Annotated in this window: 3 protein-coding genes; all 3 read right to left on the reverse strand. The window is 67.5% G+C overall.

Annotated features, from left to right (window positions below; translation table 11 throughout):
- Positions 1 to 122 precede the first annotated feature (122 nt).
- Positions 123 to 884, reverse strand: a complete 762-nt coding sequence (locus ACFWPJ_RS31380) for an acyl-[acyl-carrier-protein] thioesterase (protein WP_378856923.1) — start codon at positions 882 to 884, stop codon at positions 123 to 125.
- 66 nt (positions 885 to 950) lie between these two features.
- Complete coding sequence (locus tag ACFWPJ_RS31385; RefSeq protein WP_378856925.1) at positions 951 to 1379, reverse strand: SRPBCC domain-containing protein; 429 nt, start codon at positions 1377 to 1379, stop codon at positions 951 to 953.
- 303 nt (positions 1380 to 1682) lie between these two features.
- A partial coding sequence (locus ACFWPJ_RS31390) for a hypothetical protein (protein ID WP_378856927.1) occupies positions 1683 to 2020 on the reverse strand: 338 nt, incomplete at its 5' end.

The following is a 2020-nucleotide window of genomic DNA, read 5'->3' on the forward strand; positions in this document are numbered from 1 at the left end:
TAGGTCGAGTGTCGCGAAACCGCAACCTATTTATCGCCCCGACGTGTCTACCCGTGAGTACCATCACCGCAGCTCAGCGACTGCGCGCTCGGGGCCGGCGCCGTGAATGCGTGGCTACGGTCTCAGCCGGCCAGCCGCTCGACCGAACCGAGTGCCCGCGCCGAGCCGTCGACGTCCACCTGCAGGCGCAGGTTGCCGGGCTGCAAACTGGTGCGCAAGACGACCTTGTCGCCCATCATCACGGGGCCGACATGCTCGACGATCGCCCGGTACGGCAGTTCGTGGTGGTCGGGATGCGCGGCGAGAGCTTCCTCGACCGCTTCCCAGTAGACGGCGTTGTTGACGTGGCCGAGCCGGTCCACATCGGTCACCCGGAGCGGGAACGTCACCGCGTCCGCGGCGACGCCGTTGAGCTCGGTGAGCGCGGCCCGCCAGCGCAGCCGGTGCTCGGTGGTGCTGGCCAGCATCGGCGCCATGAACGCATCGCTCATCCGCGCCGGACGCCCTGCCACCGGGTCGATGTGGATCAGGAACGCGGCGGCTTCGATGTGGCCGCCCCGCTCCCCTTTGAGCTGAATCCGCATGTCGCACCAGCGATTCGACAGCGCGTCGGCCCAGCGGCGTAGGTGCACCCGGTCACCGAAGACGATCGGTTCGTAGACGTCGATGACGGTGCGCCGCACGATCCACGCCTGGTGCGCGTCGCCGTCTGCGACCGCGTCGAGATGGTCGAACCCGATGTCCTGCAGATACCGCGCCACCGCGTCCAGGCGCAGCCGGTCGTGACCGTCGGTGTCCCCGAAACGTACCGGCCACGACGCCGCGAAGGCCTGCTCGATATCGGGGCAGTCGGGCAGCGGGGTCGCGATGACGTCGGCGGTCATGTGTCCGATGCTGCCATATTCCGCCGCTGCCGCCGCCCGGCGCCGAGGCGTTTCGCGCCGCCGGAATCAGCCGCGTTCGGCGGCGGCCTTGATCCCCTCGACGTGGGTGGTCCACATCCCGCGCGCGTGCTCGGCCTCCGCCTCGGTGGCGTTGTTGTCCTGACTCAGCGACAGCCGCGTGGTCGCGTCGTCCCCGGCGAGTTCGTAGGTGAGCGTGTGATAGTTCTCGGGCAGGTCGTCCTGGCCGCTCAGCGGGCTGTAGTGGGTGAACTTCAGCAACCGGCCCGGCTCGACCGCGAGAATCTCCCCACGATCCTCATAGGACTTGCCCTCGTACTCCCCCTGCCACACGATCGGGCTACCCGGCCGCCAATCGGTGCGCACCTCGGCACCGAACATGAATCGGCGGATTTGCTCCGGGTCGGTCAGCACGTCCCATACCCGCTGCGGAGAGGCGCTGATCTCGGTCTGCACGGTCGCGACGAATCCGGTCATGATGCTCAACTCCTTCGGTCGACCATCACCACAGTACGACGCGCGACCCTCGTCGTCTTGGACAAAGGCGCCACCCTGACCCCGCAGGTAGACCGGGCACCCGGGCTACTCCGCCACCCAGGCAAGCCCTTCCTCGATCAGCCGCGGCCCACTGGCGTTCCCGACGTCGAGGAGCCACCGAAGCGGTTCACAGCACAGATGTGACGAGTTCGATGATCGGATCCTTCACCGCCCACCACGGTGGCGACCACAGCCCAGAACACGCGCCGCGGTTCCAGGGAGCGCACGACCTACTCCAGTCGACTAGGATGCCGGGTTGACGGGTGCGGACCAATGTTGGACGAGCCTGAATCCGTGAGCGTATCGGCCCGGCTGGTAGATGGTGAGATCAACAGTGCCGTCGGGGTGCGAAGCCGCTTCGTCGACCAGCTGCTGGCCGGTGGCATGAACCCACCCGTTGACCGAGGGATAGATCGAATCGGGCCCGGAGCGGAAGTAATACAGGTCGCCCCAGATGACGTTGATGACGTCACCGAGGCGCCCGTCGGCGGCGGCAACAGTCTCCTTGTGATCGAGGCGAACGGTGACGGAACCAGCGGAGGGCTCGACGTCGATCGACGCGGCCCTGGCAGCAGCGGCGC

Source organism: Nocardia sp. NPDC058497, from assembly GCF_042720195.1.
Taxonomy (GTDB): domain Bacteria; phylum Actinomycetota; class Actinomycetes; order Mycobacteriales; family Mycobacteriaceae; genus Nocardia.